This is a genomic window from Sorangium sp. So ce327, from assembly GCF_051530205.1.
Classification (GTDB): Bacteria; Myxococcota_A; Polyangia; order Polyangiales; family Polyangiaceae; genus Sorangium; species Sorangium cellulosum_B.
The window spans coordinates 4,340,276-4,363,540 of sequence record NZ_CP150330.1 but is presented as its reverse complement, the minus strand read 5'-3'; the positions used below and the strand labels follow the sequence as shown (position 1 = coordinate 4,363,540).

The following is a 23,265-nucleotide window of genomic DNA, read 5'->3' as shown; positions in this document are numbered from 1 at the left end:
GGGCGGGGCCCGCCGCGCTGCCCTGGGTGGCACGCCGGGGCGGAGCTGCGCGGGCTGCAGCATGTTCTTCCGGAGGAGGTGATCGAACATGTGCTGGCAGCTGGGACAGGGCTCGTCGGGCACCGAAGCTCCCGGTGCCCTCACCCGGGCGCCCGGCAAGAGAGCGCGATGGGTCGCGAGGCCGCTCAGTAGAAGCGGTAACCGAGGCTCGCCGGCGCCGCGAACACCCAGCCGTCGAGGCCCTTCATGATCGTCGGCGAGACGCTCAGCAGGAGCGCGCCCGACGTCCAGCCCGCGCTCGGAAGGTCCGCGAGCACCAGGGACACGTCGACGCTCCCGCCGAACGCGAGCGTCTGAACGAGCGCGCTCTCAGGGAGGCTGCCCTCGCGCGCGTTCACCGCGACCTCGCTCCGACCGTAGTTGAGATGGACCACCTCGGAGGGGATCTCCCCCTTGATCCCGGTGACCTTCGCCTGCTGCGCCACCGGGCCCACGAGCCCCGAAAGGCCGAGCCAGAGACGCCCGAGGCGCATCGAGACGGAGGGGCCGCCGACAGCGAGATAGCCGCCGCCGAACCGGTAGCCGCCCAGCACACGCGCGCCAAGGTGCAGATCCTCGGAGAGCGCAACCCCGATGAACGCCTCCCCGCCGGCAAACGGCCCGATCGCCGGATCGAAGCTCGCATGGCAGACCTCATCGTCGCAGGGCGCGATGAGCTCCCCCTCCGGGATGTTGTAGCTATACGAGTACGCGCTCAGATCGCCGAAGCTGCCGGAGTCCATCAGGCCGATCAACGCGCCGCCGGCCACCCCGGCCTGGATCACGAAGCTCCCTGTGTGCCTCGGCGAGGATCCGGAGCTCGGCTCCTGCTCCTCGGCTGCAGGAGGTGCCGCAGGCGGCGCATCGGGCTCCGGCCCCGCAGCAGCCTTCCCCGGCCCCGCAGCGCCCTTCCCTGGCCCAGCAGCGCCCTTCCCTGGCGCCGCAGCAACCGCGCCCTTCTCAGGCGCCGCAGGCGCCGCGGCGCCCCTCCCGGCCCCTGCAGCGCCCTTCCCCGGCTCCGCTGCGCCGTCCCCGGCCCCCGCGCTCCCCTTCTCCGGCGCCGCCGACGCGGGCGCTTCCGCCGCGGGCGCAGGCTGCGCAGCGGCCGATGCGTCCTTGGCGAGCGCCGGCACCGCGACGGTCTTCCGCTCGCCCCGCTTGATCGTGACCGACTTCTCCCACGGCTTTCTGCCAGGGGCGCTCGCGCTCACCTTGTGCTGGCCAGGATCGATCGGCCTCGCCTGACCCCAGAGCGCGCCGTCGACCGGCGCCCCGTCCAGCGTCACCTCGAGCCCCTCGATCGCGGCCGCCCGCGGCACGCTCAGCGTCAGCCGCGGGAGAGACAGCTCCAGCTTCGCTCCCCTCGCCTTCGCGTCGGCCTCCAGGCGCTTGTTGCCCTCCTTGCGGGCCGCCGCGCCGAGATCGATGTACTCGGACCACGCCGTCGCGACCTTGCCCTGCTTCTCGTGGCACATCGCCAGCGCGAGGAGCGTCGCCGACCTCGGGCTCAGCCTGTAGCTCTCCTCGAGCTTCGGGCAGGCCTCCGCGACCTTGCCCTTCTTCATCAGGCTCTTGCCCTCGTCGAGCAGCGCCTCCGCCTGCGCGAACGCGAGGCCCGGGCTCACCGCGAGCGCGAGCGCGAACGCGACGCCCGCAAGACGCGCGCAGCAGCGCCCGGCGCGCGGCAACGCCTCGAGACAGGAGCCGCGGCGCCGCGCGCGCCAGGGAGAAGCAAGCAACTTGTCGGAAGTCTCAGCGTCTTGCCGGTTCAAACGGTTCGTCGCTCCCAGGGCCATGCCCGTGAGGTGATGTCGAAGGCGCGGGCGCGATGACAGCGCGCCTCTCCAAGGAGGACGGAGCGTACCACGCCCCGTTTGAACCGAGCAAAGCCGCGCGCGGTGCGTGGAGATGACAGGACGGGCGCGTGGCGAGGCGCGGGTCAGCCGGCCGCAGAGCGCTCGTCGAGCAGCTTGATGCCGGCGGCGACCTCGCTGGCGAACGACTCGGCGAGCGCCCGGGCCTGGCCGAACCGCGGCGGGACTTCCCGGGCGGCGCGGGCGAGCGCCGCGACGGCGAGGTCGTGGGGCTGGCGCACGAGGACGCGGTACGCGAGGCTCCGGCCAGGAGGCGTGGCGACGACCGCGAGCGTCGAGGCCGACCACGCGAACGGTGGGTCCTTCCGCGCGGCGGTCGCGAGATCCGTGAGCGGCGTGCGCGTCATCCAGAGGGAGAGCGCCTCGGCGAAGTCCGGCGGGGCGAGCCCCGGCACGCCGTGGCCCATGTCCGCGAGGCCGACGCGCCGGGTCTCGACCTGGACGCCGCGCAGCTGCCGCCACCGGAGCAGCCGCGGGGGCGGGCGCTGGCCGCGGAAGCTCGCGCGGCCCGTCCACCAGGCGACGAGCGCGTCCGTGCGAAAGCAGTCGAGCACCCGCGCGAACGTCGCGTGCCGCGAGAGCGCGGACCCGACGTCCGCCGGCGCGGGCACGAGCTCGCAGAGGTCGCGCACGCTCGCGAGCAGGCGGGGATAGCGGCTGCGCGTGAGCACGCCGGCGAGCTCGTGGTTCGTGAGCTGGAGCAGGTCGTTCAGCGCGGCCAGGAGCGCCCACTCGGCCGCGCCGAGCTCGGGGAGCACGTCGATCGGGGCGATGAGGCGGGCGACGCGGACGCGGACCAGATCGATGCGCGAGCCGAGGTCGCGATCGATCGCCGGCGCGCCGTCGCCGAGGAGGAGCGCGAGCCGGACGCCGAAGGGGCGCACAAGGCGCAGCGGACCGCCGAGGACGAGCGGCGCGAGCACGTCCGCCTGGAGCTCGGAGAGGCGCTCGGCGATCGCTTCAGGCTGGGTCATTGGGGCGTCCGGCCAGGGCCCGGCGGCAGCGCCCTCGGCTCGGCCAGCGGCTCGGACGGAGCCAGGTCGCGCAGCGGCCGGATGCCGACGCCGCCGAGCACGACCTCGGGCAGCTCGGTGGCCAGCGCCGCCGTGAGGCCCGCGGACGACACGGCCACCGCCGACCATTGCTGGGCCTCGAGCAGCGCCGTCTCGAGGGGGACGAACGCCTCCTCCGGCACGCCGATCGCCCCACCGTCGCGCCCGATGAACAGCGCCTGCCCGGCGGGGGCGCCCAGCGCGCGGAACAGCACGCCGGGCGCGACCGCAGGGACCGCGTCGTACCCGGCAGGGATGTAGAGGCCCGGATGGACCTCCCGGAAGAACTCGCCGACCGGGATCCCCTCGATGCCCGTCGGGTGCCGGAGGAACGCGCCTGCCGCGGTGAAGGCGATGCGGGCGCGGCGCAGGGTCTCGGGGCCGAGCGCATAGGCGACGTGCCGCAGGAGCGGCATCTCCTGCGGCCGGATCCACGACGCCGTGACCGACCGCCACGGCTCGGAGCTCGGGACGAGGCGGAGCGAGAGCACGACCGACGCCGGGCGCTGCGCGTCGCCCTCCGCCGCCACCTTCGCCGCGACAGGCTCGCGGCCGAGCTCCACCCGGGCGAACGCCGCGACGTCGCCCATCGCCGGAAGCTTCGCGATCTCCAGCGCCTCGCGGCCCCCGCCCCGGAAGAGCACGAGGCCCGCCTCGCCGAACACCGGGCAGGCGCGGAGGTTGACCGGGTGCCGGAACCCCACCTCCACCGCCGCGCCCGGCGCGACCGGGACGAAATAGCCGAGCCCCGGCGTGCTCGTGAGCAGCGGGACCATCCGGGCAGGGATGGCCGGCACGCGGAAGAGGTACCGGAGCACCGGGGCGTCATCGAAGCTCGACTCCGGCGGCCACTCGCACAGGCCGACCTCGGCCTCGACGCTGCTCCGGGAGAAGTAGCGGATCAGCGCCGGGCCGAGCCCCGACTCCGCGAGCAGCCAGCGCGGGCCCGGGTCCTGCCCGGCGGACGGATCGAGGTGCGGCTCGAGCCGGAGCAGCAGCGTGCGCACGTCGACGCGCCGCTCGACCTCGTACGTCTGCGAGAAGGCGTTGTGATAGAGCGAGAGCGCCGCGTCGCTGGGCAGGATCTGCGGGACGTCGTACCCGAACGGCGCGGCCGCGTCGCGGTACTGGACGAAGTGCCGGCTCGTGCCGGTGAAGCTGTAGCCGCCCGCGAGCCGCGCGATCTCGGCGACACGGTCGAGCCGATCGCTGCTCTCGGCCGCGAACAGGAGGGTGACCTCCCGCGCCCCCAGCTTCGAGCGCACGATCTCGACGACGAGCGAGCGGAGGATGTCCGCGAGCGAGCCCTGCCGCGTGTAGAGCGCCAGGAAGGCGACGAGCCGATCGATCGACGGCAGGAGGACGAGCCCCTTGGCGCCGAGCGCGACCCCCTTGGCGTCGAGCCCGAGGCCGGGCGTGCGCAGCCGGGTCTGGTGAACGGCGACGCGATCGAGCATCGAAATGGCTCCCGCCGCTCGAACGTAACGTGACGGTGAACGTAACGTTGAAGGAGCAGCGGAGCCGACGACCGTAGGAGGAGCCGCCGGATCCGTCAAGGGAGGCCCGCCGCGCGCGCTGCGCGGTCGACGACGTCTCCGGCCGGCTCGCCGCGTCCGCGACGCTGCCGGGTTCCCGTGACCGCGACACTGGAACTGCCATGAGCGACGGCGTAGTCTCTTTCGCGAATGCGCCCTGTCGGAACACCGCAGGCCCACGCGGCCCGGCGCCATGAGATCGCTTCTCCGCTGCGCCGGAGCCCCCCCGGCGCCCCTATCCTACGGACCACGTCGGCCAGCGCATGAGCTCCGCGCGCATCGAGTCCGCACGGCCGCTCGTCGCAGGCCGGTTCCACATCGAGCACGAGGTCGGCCGCGGCGGGATCGGCACCGTGCACCGCGCCTTCGACGTGCAGACAGAGCGGTACGTCGCGCTGAAGATCATCACGGCGGTCGGCGTCGACGCCGAGGGCCAGGCCCGGCTCTCCCGCGAGGGGCAGGTCCTCTCCGAGCTCGATCACCCGGGGATCGTGAGGGTCGTTGCGTTCGGGACGCTCGAAGCGAGCGCTGTCGACGCGGAGGGCCGGCGGATCGAGGAGGGCGCGACCTTCATCGCGATGGAGTGGCTCGACGGCGAGGACCTGGCGGCGCGCCAGAAGCGCTCCCCGCTCTCGCTGCGCGAGGGGATCGAGGTCGGGCGGCAGGTCGCGAGCGCGCTCGCGGCCGCGCACGCCGCGGGCGTCGTCCACCGCGACATCAAGCCTTCGAACATCATCCTCCTGCGCGGCTCGCCGGACGCCCCGCTCCGCACGAAGCTCGTGGACTTCGGCGTCGCGGCGTCGAAGGAGCTCGTGCTCACGACGGACGCAGGCGGCCTCGTCGGCACGCCGGCGTACATCTCGCCGGAGCAGGCGCGCGGCGACGCGACCGTGGACGCGCGCAGCGACCTCTACTCGCTCGGCGCGACGCTGTTCGAGCTGGTCGCCGGCCGGCCCCCGCACATGGGGCCGACCTCGATCGCGACCCTCGTCCGCCTGGCGACGACGCCCGCGCCGCGCCTCTCGGAGTTCCTGCTCGACGTGCCGCCGGCGCTCGACGACCTGATCCACGCGCTCCTGCTCGCCGACCGGAAGCTCCGGCCGAGCTCGGCGCACGAGGTGGCGGACAGGCTCGCGGCGCTCGCCGAGGAGCCCTACCTGCCCACCCCGTCGCCGCTGCGCGTGAGCGACAACCCGCCGGGCGCGATGGGCACGCGGCTCGTGACCACGATCGTGGCGCTGCACGTGGCGACCGGCGAGGAGCGCCAGCGGGAGCTCGAGGCGCTGCGCCGCCGCGGGGCCGACGCGCTGCCGCTCGGCACGGACTCCATCGCCGCCCACCTCGGCGTGCGGCAGGCCCACGGCGACGAGGCGTCGCGCGCCCTCGAGCTCGGGCTCGCGCTCGGCGGCCGCGGCGGCCGCGTCGGCGTCGCCTCCGGCCGCATGCGCGTCGACAGGACGCGCGCGGCCGGCGAGGTCGTCGACCGCGCGGTCGCGCTCGCGCGCGAGGCGGGCCTCGGCAGGGTCCTCGCCGACGCCACCACGGTGGAGCTGTCCCGCGGGCGCTTCATGGGCGAGCCCCTGGAGAGCGGCGCCGTGCGGGTGCTCTCGCGCGCGCCGAAGCGGCCCGACGCGCAGACGCCGTTCGTGGGGCGGGACGCCGAGCTCATCACGACCGTCGCGGCGTTCGAGCGCTGCGTGGAGGACGGGACGCCGGTCGTGATGAGCATCTCGGGGCCGCCGGGGATCGGCAAGAGCCGGCTCGCGCGCGAGTTCGTCGCCCGCATCGTGGATCGACCGGATCCGCCGCGGCTCATCCAGCTGCGCTGCGAGTCGTTCGGCCGCGCGCAGGCGCTCGGCGTCGCCACGGACGCGCTGCGGGTCCTCATGGGCCTGCCGAAGGGCGCGTCGCTGGAGCAGGCCGAGGACGCGGTGCGCGCGCGGCGGCCGCTCCACGGCGACGGCGGGCTCCTCGCCCGCCTGCTGGCGAACCAGCCGTTCCCCGACGGCGTCGACCTGCGCGGCGCGCGCGACGCGCTCTACCTCTCGATGACCGACATCGCCGTCGACGCGGCGTCGAGCGAGCCGTGCGCGCTGCTCGTCGAGGACGCGCAGTGGGCCGACCCGGAGAGCGTCGCGTGGCTCGATCACCTCCTCGGGCGGGCGACCGGGAGGGCGCTGTTCATCCTGCTCATGGTGCGCCCCGCGTTCTGGCGCGACCAGGGCCAGCGCTTCGCCGGCCGCGACCACGTGCGCGTGGAGCTGCGCCCCATCGCGCGCCGGGCCACGCGCGAGATCGCGCGGGCCGTCTTCAGCGCTGCCGCGGCCGCGCGGCCGTTCGAGGACGCGACGCTCGACCGCGTCGCGCAGCAGGCGGCCGGCTCGCCGCTCTTCGCCGAGGAGCTCGCGCGGGTCATCGCCTCAGGCAAGGACGCCGCCACGGCGCCGACCATCGAGGCGGCCATCCAGGTGAGCCTCGACGCGCTCGACGAGCCCACCCGGGAGGCGGTGGTGCGCATGAGCGTCTTCGGCCTGTCGGTGTGGGACGTGGGCCTCGCCGAGGTCGGGGTGGCGGAGCCCGCGACGGCGCTGAAGAAGCTCATCGCCGCGGAGCTCCTCGTCGCGCAGCCCGCGTCGCGCTTCCCTGCCGCGCGCGAGTACCTGTTCAAGCACGCGCTCGTCCGCGACGTCGCCTACGCCTCCGTCGGCGACGAGCTCCGCCAGAGGCTGCACGCCGCGGCGGCGCGCTGGCTCGATCGGCTCGGCGAGGACAGCGCGACGGTGGCGCAGCACTTCGACCTCGGCGGCGAGCACGAGGAGGCCGCGATCCGCTGGGAGGCCGCGGCGCGCCGCGCCCTGGCGACGAACTCGCTCCGCGACGCGGTCACGATGGCCGATCGCGCGCTCGTGTTCTCCCCCGACAAGCCGACGGGGTTCGCGCGCGCGGTCCTCCTCGAGGAGGCGTACTCGCGGCTCGACGCGCGCTCGCCCGAGCGCGACTCGGCGATCCGGGCGATGTGGGAGAACGTCTTCGACGAGGCGAGCGAGCTGCGCACGCTGACGGCCCGCGCGCGCTACGACCACGCGTGCGGCTCGGGGATCGACCTGGAGGAGCGGCTGACGGCGCTGCGCGACCGCGCCCGGTCGATCGATCTCGTCGAGGAGGAGGCGCAGTGCTCGGCGACGCTGGCGCAGGTCCACGCGTTCGCCGGGCAGCTGGCGATGGCCGAGCAGGAGGCCGCGCACCTGCTCGACCTCGCGGCGCGGCGGAACCTCGTCTGGGCGGCGGTCGACGCCTGGCAGACGCGCGCGGTCGCCCACCAGACCCGCGGCGAGCCGGCCGCCGCGCTGGGGGCGCGCCGGAACGCCGCGCGGGCCGCGCGCCGCGCCGGGCTGCAGGAGCGCGAGGCGATGCTGACGATGAACGTCGGCTTCGCGCTGACGACCATCGGCGCCCGGGAAGAGGCGCTCCAGGAGATCGAGGGGGGCATCGCCAGGGCGCAGGCGATCGGCAGCTCCGGGGCGGCGCGGCACGGGCAGATGATCCTGCTCTGCTGGGCGGCGACGTTCGGCCCCGAGCCCCGGCTCGACGCCGTGCTCGCGGAGCCGCGCGCGAGCGCGGACGAGGCCGCGGGGAGCATGTGGGTCGTGCGCGACCGCGTGACGCTCGGCATCCTGTTCTACCGGGGCTGCGAGCTCTTGCGCCTCGAGTCGTCGGGCCTGGCGCGGGCGCGCTCGCTGCTGAAGAAGGCCACCGACGCGTACCGCGTCACGGACAACCGCGACGTCCTGCCCGTGGCGCTCGGGTTCTGCGCCGAGGCGGAGCGCCGCTTCGGCGACGCCGAGCAGGCCCGCGAGATCGCGCGGGAGGCGGCGGCCCTCGTCGAGGCGGGCGCGCCGAGCCTGCTCAACGAGGCGCCGATCTACCTCGCGCTCCACGACGCCTGCGTGGACATGGGCGATCTGGAGGGCGCGCGGGCCGCGATGGAGCGCGCGATGCCCCCGCTCCTGCGCCGGCTGAAGGGCCTCGAGGGGACGCCCTACGCCAGCTCGTTCCTGCTCAACCTGCCGCAGAACTCGGCGCTGCTCGCGGCCGCCGAGGCCTACGGCTGCGTGCCGCCGGAGCTCGAGGTGATGCTGAGCGGCCGGCCGTAACGCCCGGCGCGGCGCTCCCGGCGCCCTCTCGCGCGGCCTCCGGCGGTCACGCCGAGCCCGCGGCCCTGCCGGTCACTTCCGAGGCGCGGTTCCGCCGCCTGCCTTGGGGGACGTCGACGGCACCGGGCGGAGGTTGATGGTCAGCACCTCGTCGCGCGTGAACACCACGAAGCGCGCCTCCGGGGTGTACCCGTCGGCGGTGACCCGGATGCGGTGCCCGGTGCCATCCCGGCTGAACCTCGCGAAGAACGGGTTGCTGGGGAGCTCCACGTCGTCGAGGTAGATCTTCGCGTCCAGCGGCGTGGCGATGATCCGGAGCTCGACGAGGTTGGCGACCGGGGGCGCGTAGGTCGGAGGAGAAGGGGGCGTGGCCTCGCCCCCCCTGGTCTCCGCGGGAACATCGCCCTCCGGCGGGGTCGCCGTGGGGCGGAGCGCGAGGACCGCCCACGCGCCGCCGATCAGCAGCACCGAGAGCACGGCGATCCCCGCGCTCCAGAGCGCCTTTCGCCTGGTGGACTTGGTGTTGGCGACCATGATCGTGGGGATCGTCTGGCGGTTCGAGATGCTGTCCTCGCGCGACGGGTCGTCGCCCAGCATCTGGTCCCCCACCGGCGCGGAGAACTGCTGCGACATCTGCGAGAGCGGCATGCGCTGAGACCACGGCACGGCGCCGCGCTCCTCGAGCACGGGCAGGATCTCGAACTCCTCCCCGCCCTCGGCCGCGCCGGCGTGGAGCCTCCCCAGCTGGTCGCTGATCGCGGACCTCACCTCGGCGCGGCGGTGCGCGAAGGTCTCACCGATGAGGCGGCCGATCTCGGCCGACGAGGGGCGGCGGCCCATCGTCGCCAGGTACGCCTCGACGTCGTCACGCATCTGGGCCGCCGTCGCGTACCGCTCCTCGGGCGCCATCGCGAGCGCGCGCGAGCAGATCCGATCGAGGGCGTCAGGCGCCGCGGGCCACCGCTCGCGCAGCTTCGGGATCTCGCCGAAGGTGAGCCGCTGGAGGATCTGCACGTCGGAGAGATCTCCCCAGAAGCGCTCGCCCACGACGAGCTCCCAGAAGATGAGGCCCATCGAGAAGATGTCCGCGCGGCGGTCGACCATCGTCGCGAGGGCCTGCTCCGGCGCCATGTACCGGATCTTCCCCTTCACGACGCCGGTGCTGGTGTCCGCGTCGCGCGTCGCCCACTTCGCGATCCCGAAATCGACGACCTTCGCCTGCCCGTCGTAGGTGACGAAGATGTTGTGCGGGCTGATGTCGCGGTGGACCACATGGAGCGGCTGGCCGTTGAAATCCATGAGGTCGTGCGCGTAGTGAAGCCCGGCGAGCGCGTCGGCGAGGATCGCCAGGTAGACCGCGCGGTGACGCGACGGGTCGATCTTCCTGCAGATCCGATCGAGGGAGTGCCCTTCCAGGTACTCCATCACGATGTAGTACTGGTCGTCGATCTGGCCGCACTCGTACGTCTGCACGACGTTCGGGTGGTTCAGCCGCGCCGCGAGCCTCGCCTCGTCGAGGAACATCGCGTTGACCTCGGGCTCGGTCGCGATCCCCGGCTTGAGCCGCTTGATCACGACCAGCTTCTCGAACCCGAGCGGGCCGCGATGCGCAGCGAGGAAGACCTCGGCCATCCCTCCCTGCCCAAGCTTTGCGATCAGCCTGTATCTCCCGAAGCCTCTGGCGGACTGCACGGGGAGCCGGACGATCATCGATGACGAGGTCACAGCACCTGATCGTTCGTAAGGATTGCTGACTCGTCAAGCAGACTCATGGAGATGTGCATCCCTCCGGCACAGCGGAGCCCCGGGGCGAGGAGCGCACGCGCGCTCCCCCGAGTGCCCCGGGTGCTCCGGTTAATGAGGTGAATTCCGCTACTTAGGCCCTGCTGCCGCGCGGGATCACCCCTCGCCGATGGCGATCCCGAGCGCCTGACGCAGCGCGAAATACTGATCGCTTGTCGAGAAGACGATCAGCTCCTTGAGCCTGTCCTGGGGCGGGAGATCCCCGGGCTGCTGCGGCTCGGCGGCGATGATCTTCTTCGCGATCTCGAGATCGCCCGAGAGGAGCAGGCCGGTGCGCGCCGCGGTGATGTCGACGCACTGGACCCACCGCTTGATGTTGGCCTTCGCGCCCTCCGCAAGGAACTTCTTGACCACCATGCGGAGCCCCTCGAGCTGCATCGGCTGCATGAACCCGCGGAGCGTCTGCGCGGTCGCCGTGATCTGCTTCTCGATGTCCGGCGGGACCGACGTGTCGGGCGCGACGAGCTTGATCCCGGCGAAGAGGAGCACCGTCAGCTCGGTGACCGTCGGGAACAGCGTCTTGATGTAGTGCTCGCCGCGGTACATCGCGAGGTGCTTGCCGACGATGAACGTGAGCTCCTGCGGCGAGAACCCGGTCAGCACGGTCTGCCCTGCGACGGACGCCGGCTGCTCGTTCGCCACAGCGACGAGCGCGCCGGGCACGTCGCTCCGCACGTAGAGCCGCGGCGCCGGCAGGCCGAGGACGTTGGCCGCCCACCCGAAGGTCCGGGCGAACGTCACCGTCGAGGTCGCCGGATCCTGCAGGAAGCGCTGATCGAGGACCGGCAGCTCACGGCGCTGCTTGAGCGTCTCGATCTTCGCCCTGAGCGCGGCCCCCGCGATCATCTCGAAGATCTTGCCGACGTAGAGGTTCTCCTCCTCGTGGAACAGGTTCCTGATCCACTGCTCGTTGTCGAGCCGGCTCTTCGCCTGGATGAGCCCCTGCGGGCGGTAGTCCTCGAAGTACTGCTGCTCGTCGGGATCGGCCTTGCGGAGGAACGACAGCGCCGCCGCGACGCACCAGGCCTGGTCGTAGCGCTTGCTGTCCACGTACAGGCGGTAGAGCCGCTTGTACGGGTCGATCTTCATCGGATCGATCTTGACCATCGCCTGGAACTCGCCAGTCGCCAGATCGAACTGCTCCGACTGCTCGTAGAGCTCCGCGAGGATCAGGTGCTCCGTCGCGTCCTCGGGCTTGAGCCGCGACGCCATGCGGAACGTCTCGAGGGCGGCCGTCCTGTCGCCGAGCCGATCACGGTAGATGAGCCCGAGCGCGTGCCAGAGGCTGTACTCGAGGTCCGTGTTCCCCTTGCCGGCGACCCTGTGCAGCATCTTGCGGTACGCCCGCTCGAGCTGCTTCCACTCCTTCTGCGCCGTGAGGATCTTGTTGATGCGCTCGAAGGCCTCGAGGGAGTGCGGGTTCAGATCGAGCGTGTCGTTGAACAGCTCCACCGCGCGCGCCGGGTCGTCCAGCTTGTCGCGGTAGATCTGCGCCATCGTGTAGAGGTAACGGCTCTTCCGATCCGGCTGCGGCTCCAGCTCCGCGATGCGCTGGAGGCAGTCCACCATCCGCTCCCACTGCCCCGTGCGCTGGTAGAGCTGGAGCAGCTTGTGGAGCAGCACGTGGTTCTGCGGCTCCAGCTCGAGCGCCTCCTCCAGGGCCTCCACGCCCTTCGGGATGTTGTTCTCCTTGTCGACCCAGATGTCGCCGATGTCGTTCAACATCCTGAACCGCTCGGGGCCGTCCATGATGTTGTCGAGGATCAGCCGCTTGTAGTGGCAGACCTGCTTCCAGTCCTTGAGCGCGTCGTAGACGGCGACCATCGCCTCGAGCGTCGGCCGGTGCGCGGGATCGGCCCCGAGCGCCTTCTCGAAGTTGTTGACCGCCTGCTTCGACTGCCCCTGCGCCTGCTTGATGCAGCCGAGCTTGTAGTAGACGGTCGCGCGCTCCTCGGTCTCGGCCTCGTCGAGGCTCGTGAGCACCTTCTGGTAGTTCGTCAGCGCGCTCGCCCAGTCGCCGAGCTTGAAGCTGACGTCCGCCAGGCCCCGGATCGTCTCCTGATCGGCCAGATCGAGGTTGTGCGCGGCCGTGTACGCCTTGAGCGAGGCGTCGTCCTTGCCGAGCCGCTCGAGGACCCGCCCGAAGGTCCGCTGCAGCCGGTGCTGCTCTGACCTGTCGCGCTTGCCGCTCTTCCTGACGAGCATCTCCGCGAGCGGCTCGGCCTGGGCCCACCGCTCCGTGGAGACGTACTCACCCAGGAGCGGCATCGCGGCGTCCTCGTTGTCGGGATCGCTCTGGAGCGCCATCTCGTACGCCTGCACCGCGAGCGCGTGCTCGCCGAGCATGTCGTCCCGGAGCTTGCCGAGCTCGACGAGCAACCGCGCCTTGGCGCGGGGCGCGTCGGTGTTCATCTGCTCCTGATCGAGGTAACGCGCCGCCCGGTCCCAGTCGGCCGCGTCGATCGCGATCACCCGCAGCGCCGCCAGCGTCGGCACGTGCGACGGCTCGAGATCGAGCGCCATCTCGAAGCGCTCCTGGGCCAGGACCCGCTCGCCGAGCTTCTCGTCGAGCTGCCTGCCGATCCGGAAGTACATCTCGACGCGCTGCTTGCCGTCGGCCGTCAGGTCGGCGACGCGCGTCATGTACTCGATGGCCTTCGACGAGTTGTCCTGCTTCTCGTAGAGCTTCGCCAGCGCCTCCAGGGCCGGGATGTGCGTGTCCTGGATCTCGACGATGTTCAGGTACGCGTCGATCGCGCGGTCGAGGTCCTCGATCTCCTCTGCGTAGACCTTGGCCGTGTGGGACCAGAGCTCGATCTTCTTCTGCCGATCCTCCGCCGCGTTGATGTGGCGATCGTAGGTGTTGATGAGATCGTGCCACTGGCGGAGCCGGCGATAGCAGCGCTCCAGGGCCTCGAGCGCGGGCTCGTGGCTCGGGTCGATCTCGACCACCTGCTCGAGGCGCGCGGCCGACAGATCGGGCTTCAGGAACTGCTCCTCCTGGAGGGTCGCGATCTTCATCAGCACGTCGATGCGCTCGCGCTCCGTGGTGACCACGTCGAGCTGCATCTCGAGGACGCGCACGAGATCGGGCCACTGGTGCGTCGCCGTGTAGACGCGCTCGAGCCCCCGCATCGCGAGGAGGTTCGAGGCGTCGATGTCCAGCACCTCGCGGTAGACCGCGCCGGCCTTCTCGATCAGCCCGAGCTTGGACTCGTAGAGGCCGGCGGTGCGCAGCTTCACGGCCGCGACGACGTCGGACTCGTTCACGGCCCGCGCCTTGCGGAGCAGGACGTCGACGAGATCGTTCGACTGATCGCGATCCGTGTAGATCCGCTCCAGCGCCTCGAGGGCCGGGAGGTGCAGCGGATCCACGTCGAGGGCGCGCCGGTAGAAGCTGAGCCCCTGCTCGACCTCGCCCATGTGCCGCTCGAGGACCTCGCCGAGCTCGGTCAGGACCTCTTTCCGATCGACGTCGGTCACCGCGACGTTGAGGGCGCTCGTCAGCATCTGCCCCTGCTGCTGCCACTGGCCGGTCTTCTTGAAGAAGTTCGCCATCTGGCGCAGCACGGCGACGTTGTTCGGGTCGTGCGCGAGGATCTGCTGGTAGTACGGCTGGGCGTACTCGGGGTGGCCGAGGTCCTCCGCGTACCACTTGGCGAGGCGCAGGCAGAGCGTGATCTTCTGGAGCGGGGCCGTCTGCTGCTGCAGCCACCCGTTCACCGTCTGCACGAGCTCCGGCCAGCGGTTCGTCGCCTGCGCCATGCGCTCGAGGTAGCGGACCGTGTCCATGTCGGAGAAGTCCATCTCGAACGCCGTGAGCAGCGCGTCGAAGGCCTGCGGCTTGTCCTCGAGCTGCTCCTCGAAGACCCGGGCCACCTTGCGGAGGATGTCGGTCTTGTCGGAGACCTCCTCGCGCGAGTCGAGCCGCGCGAGGTAGAGCTCGATGAGCGGCTCGCTCCGCCGGGCCGCGTCGTGGAGCTGCTCGAGGGCCGCGAAGGCCTGGTCGTGCGTCGGCTCGAGCTCCAGGACCTTCTCGTACGCGAGCGTGCCCCGGTCCCTCTCCTCGACCTGGTGCTCCCAGATCTGCGCCACCTCGAGGTACTCGCGCACCTTGTCCGCCGGCGACTCGTAGGCCGCGGCCCGGCCCATCTTCACGTCGATGACCTCGACCCAGCGCCCCTCGGCCCGGAGCAGGTTCTCCAGGGCGGCCATCGCCTCGAAGTCCTTCGGGTCGACCTCGAGCAGCTTCCTCCAGGCGTCGATGGCGTCGTACGCCTGCCCGAGGACGTGCTGGTAGGTCGTCCCGAGCTCGCGGTACAGCGCGATCACGTTCTCGGCCGGCAGCACGTCCCGCGCCCGATCCACCGTCTGGTGGAGCGAGCTCACGATCTGCTCGGGCTCGTTGCGCAGCCGCCAGATCGCCGCGATGGCGTAGAGCGCCTCGAGGTTCGCGTAGTCGATGTCGAGGACGCGCTGGTAGTCGTCGAGCGACGAGTCGTCGCGGCCGAGCTGCTCGTGGAACAGCTTGGCGCGGCGGAGCAGCACCGCGACGCGCGACTCGTCGTCGATCGCGATGTCGTAATGCCGCTCGAGGACGTCGCAGAGCTCGGACCACTGCCCCACCCGCTCATAGAGGTTGGACAGCGCCCCGAGCGCCTCCGGGTCCTCGCCCCGGAGGTCGAGGACGCGCTTCCAGGTCTCGACCGCGCCCTGGACGTCGTTCAGCCGATCGGCGAGCAGGTGCGCCATCTTGGCGCGGATGTCGGCCTCCTGGCTGTCGCCCATCGCGTTCTCGAGCTCCCGCTCCAGCACGACCTTGAGCTGGGTCCAGGCGCCCTTGGCCGTGTAGATGCGCTCGAGGGCGCTGATCGCCTGCTCGTTCGTCGTCTCGAGCTCGTCGAAGATGCGCCGGAACGCGCGGATGGCGTCGTCGAGCTGACCGAGCCGCTCCTCGTACGTCTGCCCGAGCCGGAGGTACAGGTCGACGAGCTCCGGGCGATCCTCGGTCGCGCGCACCCGCTGCTCGAGCACGCTCGCGAGCTCCGGGTACTGCTCGAGCTGCGTGTAGATCCGATCGAGGTTCGAGAGCGCCTCGGCCTCGAGCGGCTCGATGCCGAGCACGTACCGGTACGTCTCCTCGGCCTTGGCGACGTCGCTGAGGTCGGTCTCGAAGACCCGCGCGAGCCGCTTGCCGATGCCGGTCTGGACGTCCTTGTCGCTGTGGATGCCCAGCACATCGGCGTACGCGTTGGCGAGCATCTCCCAGCCGCCGTCGACCGAGCCGGCGAGCCGCTCGACCTCCTCGAGCGTCTTCTCGTCGCCCGGGTACTCCTTCAACGCCCGCATGAAGACGGCGAGGGCCCCGTCCGGCGAGATGAGGCGCTCCTCCTGGAGCTCCCCCAGCCGGTAGTACATCGCCTGCCGCTCCTGCGCCTCGGTGAGGTGGGTGAGCTCCGCCTCGAGCACCCCGCCGAGCTTCTCCCACTCCGCCGCCGCCTGGTAGAGCGGCTCCAGGATGGCGCCGATCTCGATCTGCTTGATCCCGGCCGCGAAGAGCCCCTCGAGGGCCTCGAGCGTCGGCGAGTGCTCGGGCGCCGCCGTGAGCACCTCGCGGTACGCCCCGATGGCCGCGGGCAGGTCGTTGAGGCGCGTTTGATAGACCACGCCGAGCCGGTACTTGAACTCGAGGATCTCGTCCGGCGACTGCGCGATCTCCGACTCGCGCGACAGGATGGTGACGAGATCGCCCCACCGCTCGGTCGCGGTGAACAGGCGATCGAGCGACGCGATCGCGGTCTGGTTCTCCGGCTCGACCTCGAGCACGCGCCGGTAGCGCGCGACGGCGCTGTCGATGTCGTCGAGCTGCGTCTCGAAGATCTGCGCGAGCCGCAGCCCGAGCTCCACGAAGCGCGCCGGCTCCTCGCCGAGCCGGCCGAGCTCCGCGTCGTACAGCGCGGCGACCTGCGGCCAGCGGTTCACCATCATCGCGAGCCGCTCCAGGTTCGAGAGCGACTCCTCGTTGCCGATGTCGCACGTCACCGCCCGCGCGTACGTCTCGAACGCGGTGACGTGGTCGCTCAGCATCTCCTCCGACAGGCGCGCGATGCGGTGGAGCAGATCCACCTTCTCGTACGGGTCCTCGGCCACCTTGACCCGGACCTCGAGCACGCTGATCAGCTTCTGCCACTCGCCGGACGCGTCGTAGATCGGCTCGAGCACCAGCGCGGCGCCGAGCGGCTCGCGGCTGCCGTCCTTGATCTGCTCGAGCGCCCGCAGCGTCGGCTCGTGATCGGGCATCTGCTGCAGGAGATCGCGGTAGAGCTCGATCGCCCGGGACACGTCGTCGAGGTGCTTCTCGTAGAGCTCCGCGATCCGGTACTGGTAGCTGATGCCCTCCGCCGGGTCCGCGGTGATCTCCGCCTCGTGCTGGAGCACGCTGAGCAGCTCGAGCCAGTTCTGCGACGTCTGGTAGAGCACGTCGAGCCGCCCGAGCGCCTGGAGATCGTCCGGATCGATCTCGAGCACGCGCTGGTACGTGTCGATCGCGCTCGCGACGTTGCCGAGCTCGCGCTCGTACACCGCGCCGATCTGGTAGTAGATGCGCTTCTTCTCGTTCGAGTCGAGGACGAGATCGGCCTTCTTCGCGTAGACCGAGAGGAGCTCCTGCCAGCGTGAGAGGCTGAGGTAGAGCTTCGTCAGCGCGTCGATCGCCCGCAGATCCTCGGCGTCGAGCTCGAGCACCTTGCCGTAGACGGCGATGGCCTGATCGTGCCGCTCGAGCACCTCCTCCTCGAGGCTCGCGGCCTGGAAGAGGGCGAGCTTCTTCTCGGTCAGGTCGTCGAGGATGTCCGCCTTCTGCTGGAGGATCTGCGACAGCTCGTTGTAGCGCTCCGAGGTCCTGAACAGCCGCTCGAGCGACTCGGCGGCGTGCAGGTTGCGCGGATCGATCTCGAGCACGCGCCGGTAGTGCCCGACGGCGCTGTCCATGTCGCCGAGGTCTCCCTCGTAGATCCGCGCGCTCATCGTGTAGAGCGAGCTCGCGAGCTCCGCGTCCGTCTGCTGCGCAGCCAGCGTCTCGAACACGCGCGCCAGGTCGGCGAAGCGACCGGTCGCGCGCGCGAGCCGGTCGAGCCCCTCCTGCGTCGACTCCGAGGCCGGATCCTGGCTCAGCGCCCGCGCGTAGGTGTCGAAGGCCGAGCTGAGGTCGCTGCCCGCGTCCTCGTAGAGCACGGCGATCTGGTGGAGCAGCTCGACGCGACGGGTCACGTCGTCGCTGCGCCGCACCTGCACCTCGTGCACCCCGATGAGCTTCTGGAAGTCGCCCGACTGGCGGTACAGCGGCTCGAGGATCTCCGCGATCGCGAGCTCGTGCTCGGCAACCTTCCCGAGGCGCTCGAGCGCCCCGAGCGCCTCGACGTTGGTCGGCTCGCGCTCGAGCACCTGCCGGTAGATGTCGATCGCCGAGTCGACGAGCCGCATCCGCGACTCCCGCAGCGCGGCGAGCCGGAGCATCAGCCGGATCTGCGCCTCCTCCTCGACCGCGATGCCGAGCTGCGCCTCGAGGTTGTCCGCCAGCTCTTCCCACATGCCCTGGCGGCTGAAGAGCCCGTCGAGCGCCGTCAGCGCCACCAGGCTCGTGTTGTCGATGGAGAGGACCTCGCGGTACGCGGCGATCGCCTCCTCCGGCTGCCCGAGCCGCTGCTCGTAGACCTCGGCCATCTGGGCATAGAGGCCCTCGCGCTCGGTCGGCTGGTGCACGAGCTCGATGCGGCGCCGGTAGACGCCGATGAGGTCGCCCCAGCGCTCGGTGCGCCGGTAGAGCTCGTCCATCGCCTCGAGCGCCTCCGAGTCGGCGGGGTCGATCGAGAGCACGCGGAGGTAGCCGTTCGCCGCCTCCTCGACCTTGCCGAGCCGCTCGTGGATGCTCGCGAGGCGCATCCAGTACTCGCGGCTCAGCCGCGCGTCGCTCAGCGAATCGGCGATCTCGCTGAAGATGACGTCGAGCTTGTCCCAGGCGCCCGCCTGCGCGGCGAGCGACTCGAGCTCCGCCCGCGTCTCGGCGTGCGACGGGTCGTCCTTGAGCGCCCGCGACTGCGCGTCGAACGCGCGGCCCAGGTCGCTCAGGCTCTCGGCCGCCGTCCGCGCCACCTTCCGGAGCAGCGCCACGCGCGTCGCGGTGTCGCCCTCGGCCGCGGCGAGGATCTCGAGCGCCTGGATCAGCTTCTCCCAGTCGCCGCGCCCCTCGTAGATCTCCTGCAGGATGGCCGCCGCCTCGGCCCGCAGGGACTCGTTCGAGAGCAGCGCCTCGAGCGCGAGGCGCGCGGCGTCGTTGCCCGGATCGAGGATCAGGATTTCCTTGTAGTTCTCGAGCGCTCCAGCCGCATCGTTCAGGTGCTTCTCGAGGGTGCTCCCGAGCCGGAACTTGAGGTCGATGAGCGCCTGCTCGTCGAGCGGAGAGTCGATCCGCTTGCGGAGCACGTCGACGTAGGACTCCCAGTCCTGCTGCTCGCGGTAGAGCTTGTCGAGCGCCGCGAGCGCCTGCGGGTCCGTCGGCTCGTCGTCGAGCACCTGGCGGTACGTCCCGATCGCCTGCGCCGCGTCGCGCAGCTCCCCTTCGTAGAGCTCCGCGATCGCATAGAGGATCTGCTTGCGCTCCTCCGGCTCGGTGACGATGCCGAGCTTCTTCTCGTAGATGCCGAGCAGCTCGCCGAACCGGCCCGTCTCGCGGTAGAGCCGCTCCAGCGCGCCGATCGCGGCCTGGTTCTCGCCGTCCGCCTCGTACACCGCGCGGAACTGCGAGAGCGCCTCGTCGATGCGCTTCACCTCGTCGAGCAGCACCCGCCCGAGCCGGAGCCGGAGATCGACCCCGAGCGCGATGTCCCCCTCGCTCTCCGCGCGCGAGATAGCCGACGAGTAGGCCTGGATCAGGGCGTCCCACCCCTCGGTCGAGCGCGCGGCGCGCTCGACGTCATCGATGCACTGCTCGTCCTGCGGGGCGATCTGGAAGGCCGAGAGGTAACGCTCGAACGCCCGCTGCGGCTCCTTGAGGCGCGTCTCGTAGAGCGCCGCGACCTGCCGGTAGAGGTCGAGCCGGGAGACGTCGTCCTGGTCGTGCGAGAGCTTCACCTCGATGGCGCCGGCGAGCCCCTTCGGGTTGTTCGCCTGCGTGTAGATCGGGATGAGCGCCTCGGCCGCGGCGAGGTGCGAGCCGTCGATCGAGAGCACCTTCTCGTAGGCGCGCGCCGCGCGATCCGCCTTCTGCTTCTGGACCATCCAGAGCTCGGCGATCTTGACCAGCAGGCTGATCTTGGCCGCGTCGTCGGTCTCCTTGGCCTCCTGCGACTCGAGGACGCGGATGAACTCGTCCCACTTGCCGCTCTCGGCGTAGAACACCTCGAGGTCGTCCCAGCGCTGCAGCTGGAGGTACGCCTTCTTGAGCGCCTCCTGGGCCTTGCGGTCCTGGGGGTTCAGCGCGATCACCTCTTGCCAGGCCTTGACGGCCGCCTCGTCGTCCTTGAGGCGCTCGCCGTAGAGCTGCGCGAGCTTGCTGAGGAGCGCGAGCTTCTGGGTGCTGTCGAAGGTCGTGTCGACCTGCTTCTGCAGCACCCTCGCGAACGCCTGGTAGTCCTTGTTCTTCTCGTAGAGCCCGGCCAGCGCGTTCAGCGCCTCGGGGTTCTCCGGGTCGTTCGCGAGGACCTCGTCCCAGAGCTCGATGCAGAAGTCGACCTTCTTCACCCGCTCCGACGCGAGCTTCGCGATCTCGAGGTACTTCGCGGCGCGCTCGCCGCCCTCCGGGAGCGCCGCGGCCTCGCGGCGGAGCAGCCCGATGAGCTTCTCCCAGTCGCGCCGCTTCTCGTAGCTCTGGCGGAGGAAGTCGATCGCCTGAGCGTGCTCGCCGTCGATCGCGAGGATCGACTCGTAGCACTTCACCGCCTCGGCCGCGTTCGAGAACTTGCCCGAGTAGAGCTCCGCCGCCTTCGCGTAGTTGTCGATCTTCTCGGCGGGATCCGAGACCGCCTCGGCGATCTCGATCAGCGTCTTGACGTACTCGTTGTACCGCTTGGCCTGCTCCTGCTTCTGGGCCTTGGCCTTGAGCTCTTCGACGCGGCCCGCGGCCTCCGCGGCCGGAGGCGGCGGCGCTGTCGGCCGCCGGCCGACCTCCGAATCCGCAGGCCTGCTCTCGGCGGGAGCCCGCGCAGGGGGCGGCGGCTCGATGTCGGCCACCGAGGACCTCGCGTCGCGCTCGTCCACCGACGAGGTCGACACAGGAGCGCTCGCGGGCGCGCTCGCCCTGCCGCTCACCGGGGCCGGCGCGCTGAGCGGGGCCGGCGTGCTCACCGGGGCTGGCGCGCTGACGGGCGCAGGCGCGCTCGCGGGAAGCGGCGTGGCGTCCGCAGGCGCGGCCGGCGCGACCACAACAGGCGCGGGCGCGACGACAACGGGCGCGGGCGCGACGACGACGGGCGCGGGCGCGACGACGACGGGCGCGGCAGCAGCCGGCGGAGGCGCGGACGGCGCGACAGGCGCGGCCGTGAGGCGCTCGCCGATCTGCGCCTCGAACGCGCTCACGCTCGGGTGCGTCGGGGCGACCGCAGAGAGCTTCTCGAACCAGCTCCTGGCCCGGATGAGGTTGCCGAGCTGGCGCCATGCGACGCCGCCCGCCTGCGCGATCATGTACGGGGAGCTGCCGTTCTGGTTGGCAGCGCTCTCCGCCAGCGACGCGACGCGCTCCCAGTTGCCCTCCTTCGTCCCCCAGAGCTCGCGCAGGTAGGCGAACGCAGCCTCGTTCGAGGGATCGAGCCGGAGCGACTCCTCGAGGAACTTCGAGCCGATCTCGACGTCCTGGTGCCGCGTGGCCCAGCGGACGCCGAACTTGAACGCCGCCTCGCCGCGGGCCACGCCGGCGCGCGCATCGAGGATGCGGCGCTGCGTCTCCACGATCGCCTGCTTCCGCTCCGCCTCGACGAGGAGCCCCTCGAACATCGCCGCGGCCTGCTTGTCGGAAGGCGCCGCTTCGTACGCCCTCCGGAGCAGGTCCTCGAGCTGACCGCGATCGAAGCGCTTCGCGAGCCGCGCCGCGCGGAGCAGCAGCCGCTTGCGCTCGTCGGTGCTCGCGGCCGCGTCGGCCGCATCCACCAGCTCCGCCATGCGCGCCGACCACGACGACTGATCGACCTGCATGTCGAAGAGGCAGGCCCGCGCCTCCTCGCTCGTCCCGCCGGACGCGGCGAGGCCCTTCGCGTACATCTCCGTCGCGCGCTCGAAATCGCCCGCGTCGCAGAGCACGTCGCCGAGCTCCACGCGGAGCTCGGCGGCCGCGGTCCCCTCGGGGGCGTTCCTCAGCTCGAGCTCCAGGAGCTTCTGGACCATGTTGGTCTTGCCGAGGTCCCAGTAGATGGAACGAGCCGACTCCAGCGCCTCTAACAGCGCTGGATTCAGCTTGTAGGCGTCCTGGAAGTGCTTCAGCGCCTTGACGGCCTGAAGGAACTTCTCCTCGAGCAGCCGCCCGAGCTTCAGGTGATATGCCGCCTTCCGGGTCGCGTCCCCTTCGGCCGCAATCCCCTTCTCGAGCTCCTCGACGAGCCCTTGCCAGTCATGAACCGACTCGAGATGATTGAGACGCTGCGCAAGATCCATTGATTATCGACCCTCGGCCCCGACCTTCGAACGAATTGAAACGCTTAGGTGCCCCGTGCCGCGCGCGGCATCACGGCTATTGACCGCCGAGCCGCGCGACGAGCGTGTTCGCCGTCTCGCACTCGGTCTTGAAGCTCGCCGCCTTCGAACCTTTGCAGGCGCGCGTGGTGAACCCCTTGAGCATCTGGATTGCCTCCTGCTTGCGCGGCGGATCCAGGGTCGCGTAGGTGCTCCCGAGACTCCAGAGAATCTGCACCGACTCGGGACCATCCGTGGGCGCCACCGCCTTGGCGGCCTCGAGCTCGGACACCATCTCCGCCGTGGACCCGCGGTCCTGGTAGACCGACGCGAGCAAGCTGTGGACGCCGAAGAGGTACTTGTCCCCCGGCTTCGCGAACGACTTCGCCTCCTTGAGCACCTGCTCGGCCTCCTTCGTGTACCCGAGACGGGTGTACAGGTCGGCGAGCGCCGCGTAGTAGCGGATTTCGTTCGGATTGTGCTCGATCGCCTTGGTGAGGTTCTCGAGCGCCTTCTGCTCGTCGTCCGTCCAGAGGTAGACGTTCCCGAGCTGGGAGTAGCAATCCGCGAAATTGGGGTCGTTCTCGATACACTTCTGGTAGGGCTCTTTGGCCTCTTCGTACGAGATCGTCTTCTTCTTCGCTTGCTGCTCGAGCGCCCAGCCTCGTTCGAACCAGTAGTTCGCGAACTTCGGGGCGATCTGCGTGGCGCGCGCCAGCGTCGATGCGACCTTGTCCCACGACTCCGACTTCTTGTGTGCCATCGCCAGCTTGAAGAAGATGCGGTGGTTGTTCGGGTCGAGCTTGGTCGCCTGCTCGTACTTGTTGGCCGCACCGTCGGGGTTGACGGCGACCTCCTTGTCGGCCTGATTCGCCAGGATGACGGCCTCCTGGCGATGGCGGCTGCAGCCCAGGCCCGCCGCGCTCGCCGCGACCAGGCCAACCATCAAGAATGCCCCAAGCTTCATCTCGCTCACCTTTCGAATGGCCCCGGCATCGCCGGCCTCTGAGTGACCTGGGCGTCGCGTCGCCCCTCTTCAACGTCCCGGAGTCGGCTGCGCCGCTCCTTCACAGCGTCCCGGAGTCGGCTGCGCCGCTCCTTCACACACAGCGTCCCGGAGACGGCTGCGCCGCTCCTTCCAGCGTCCCGG

7 protein-coding genes are annotated in these 23,265 nt (G+C 71.0%); 1 reads left to right on the top strand and 6 read right to left on the bottom strand.

Features of this window, described 5'->3' with window-relative positions:
* Nucleotides 1-185: 185 nt before the first annotated feature.
* From WME95_RS16405 to WME95_RS16395, 3 genes are all read right to left on the bottom strand, one after another.
* On the bottom strand, nucleotides 186-1,778 hold the full coding sequence (locus WME95_RS16405) for a tetratricopeptide repeat protein (protein WP_437909285.1): 1,593 nt from the start codon (nucleotides 1,776-1,778) through the stop codon (nucleotides 186-188).
* A 200-nt stretch (nucleotides 1,779-1,978) separates the two neighbouring features.
* The gene (locus WME95_RS16400; protein WP_437909283.1) at nucleotides 1,979-2,887 is read right to left on the bottom strand and encodes a hypothetical protein; all 909 of its coding nucleotides are present in this window, start codon (nucleotides 2,885-2,887) and stop codon (nucleotides 1,979-1,981) included.
* Entirely contained in the window at nucleotides 2,884-4,422 is a 1,539-nt protein-coding gene (locus tag WME95_RS16395) for a hypothetical protein (RefSeq protein ID WP_437909282.1), read from the bottom strand. Before WME95_RS16395 ends, WME95_RS16400 begins: the two co-directional genes overlap by 4 nt.
* Nucleotides 4,423-4,763: 341 nt before the next feature.
* Between WME95_RS16395 and WME95_RS16390 the strand changes: the two genes are divergently transcribed.
* Nucleotides 4,764-8,654: a serine/threonine-protein kinase gene (locus tag WME95_RS16390; RefSeq protein ID WP_437909281.1), complete on the top strand. Its 3,891-nt coding sequence runs from the start codon at nucleotides 4,764-4,766 to the stop codon at nucleotides 8,652-8,654.
* A gap of 72 nt (nucleotides 8,655-8,726) precedes the next feature.
* On the opposite strand, the gene WME95_RS16385 is transcribed toward WME95_RS16390, so the two are convergent.
* The 3 genes from WME95_RS16385 to WME95_RS16375 all read right to left on the bottom strand — a co-directional run bounded on the left by WME95_RS16385 (nucleotide 8,727) and on the right by WME95_RS16375 (nucleotide 23,082).
* A complete protein-coding gene (locus WME95_RS16385; RefSeq protein ID WP_437910992.1) occupies nucleotides 8,727-10,364 on the bottom strand; it encodes a protein kinase domain-containing protein in 1,638 nt (545 codons plus the stop codon).
* A gap of 189 nt (nucleotides 10,365-10,553) precedes the next feature.
* Nucleotides 10,554-21,830: a tetratricopeptide repeat protein gene (locus WME95_RS16380; protein ID WP_437909279.1), complete on the bottom strand. Its 11,277-nt coding sequence runs from the start codon at nucleotides 21,828-21,830 to the stop codon at nucleotides 10,554-10,556.
* Nucleotides 21,831-22,173: 343 nt separating this feature from the next.
* Nucleotides 22,174-23,082, bottom strand: a complete 909-nt coding sequence (locus WME95_RS16375) for a tetratricopeptide repeat protein (protein WP_437552778.1) — start codon at nucleotides 23,080-23,082, stop codon at nucleotides 22,174-22,176.
* Nucleotides 23,083-23,265: the final 183 nt, after the last annotated feature.